General features: G+C 70.5%; 1 protein-coding gene and 1 pseudogene. Both read left to right on the top strand.

Translation table 11 applies throughout. The features are described from left to right. Nucleotides 1-983: aldehyde dehydrogenase family protein (locus AC1D01_RS33460; RefSeq protein ID WP_477873777.1), on the top strand; the 983-nt coding region annotated here is incomplete at its 5' end. Between the two features lie 123 nt (nt 984-1,106). Beyond that, nucleotides 1,107-1,710 (top strand): annotated as a pseudogene (locus AC1D01_RS33455) (HD-GYP domain-containing protein); the annotation flags it as partial.

The raw sequence follows: 1,710 nt of genomic DNA, 5'->3' as shown, positions 1-1,710 counted from the left end.
TCGCGATCCCCGCGTGGAAGATCGCGCCGGCGCTCGCGTTCGGCAACTGCGTGGTGTTCAAGCCCGCTGATCTGGTGCCGGGCTCGGCCTGGGCGCTGGCCGAGATCATCACGCGCGCCGGCCTGCCGGCGGGCGTGTTCAACCTGGTGATGGGCGCCGGCCGCGAGGTCGGGCAGGCCATCGTCGACCACCCGGGCATCGATGCGATCAGCTTCACCGGTTCGCAGAACGTGGGCAAGCAGGTCGCGCAGGCCGCGGTCGCGCGCGGCGCGAAGGTGCAGCTCGAGATGGGCGGCAAGAACCCGCAGGTGGTGCTCGACGACGCCGACCTGAAGCAGGCGGTGGAGCTGTGCGCGCAGAGCGCGTTCTTCTCGACCGGCCAGCGTTGCACCGCCTCGAGCCGGCTGATCGTCACCGCCGGCATCCACGACCGATTCGTCGAGGCGCTGGCCGAGCGCGTGCGCGGCCTGAAGGTCGGGCATGCGCTGGGCGCCGGCATCGACATCGGCCCGGTGGTCTCGAAGGCGCAGCTTGAGCAGGACGAGCGCTACATCGAGCTCGGCCAGGCCGAAGGCGCGCGCCTGCTGGCGGGCGGCCAGCGCGTGAAGGCCGAGACCGAAGGCTTCTTCCTCGCGCCGGCGCTGATCGTCGATTCGACCCAGCGCATGACGATCAACCGCGAGGAGATCTTCGGCCCGGTGGCCTCGGTGATCCGCGTGAAGGACTACGACGAGGCGCTGGCCGTGAGCAACGACACGCCGTTCGGCCTGTCGGCCGGCATCGCGACCAGCTCGCTGAAGTACGCGACGCACTTCAAGCGCCACGCGCAAGTCGGCATGGTGATGGTCAACCTGCCGACCGCCGGCGTCGACTACCACGTGCCGTTCGGCGGCCGCAAGGGTTCCAGCTACGGCCCGCGCGAGCAGGGCAGCTACGCCCGCGAGTTCTACACGACGGTGAAGACGGCCTACACCGGCGTCTGATCGGACCGGGAGCATGCGCACCGGGAGGTGACGCATGTCCTCTTGCCGGCGCCCCGTGCGGCGTCGACATCCACGCAAGCCCCGGTGCCTCCGCACCGCGGGGAGTCGCGTGGAGGTCGAGAGATGGAACTGCTCAGATTGGTGCAATCCCAGGTTCGCCTGGGGGCTCCGCTGCCCTGGGGCGTGCGGGACGAGGGTGGCGTGCTGCTGCTGGCCAAGGGCCATGTGTTCGTCGACGACGGCCAGTTGCAGGCCCTGCTGCGGCGCGGCGCGTATGTCGACCTGGAAGAGGTGAAGGCGGTGGCCCGCGCGGCGCAGCCCCGGGAAGCGCGCCCTGCCAACCTGTTCGACCTGTGGGAGAAGACGCTGTGGCGGCTCGACCGGCTGCTGAAGAGCCTGGCCGAGCCGGGCTTTCCGGCGCGCATCGACGAGTTCGCGGGCAGCCTGGTCGCGTTGATCGAGCGCGATCCCGACATCGGCATCTTCCTGTCGGTGCGCAAGGACCGGCCGCGCATGCTGCTGTACGGGGTGACGCATTCGCTGCACAGCGCGCTGCTGTGCTGCCTGATGGCGCGCCGCCTCGGCTGGAGTGCCGCGCGCACGCACAGCATCGTGAAGGCCGCGCTGACGATGAATGTCGCGATGCTGGAGCTGCAGGGGCGGCTGGCCGCGCAGGGCGTGCCGGCGATGCCGCCGCAGCTGGAGAAGGTGCAGCAGCACCCGCAGC

The sequence above is a fragment of the Rhizobacter sp. P3_B12 genome, from assembly GCF_056402895.1.
The sequence above is the reverse complement of the archived record's forward strand: the minus strand, read 5'-3'. Positions and strand labels throughout refer to the sequence as shown.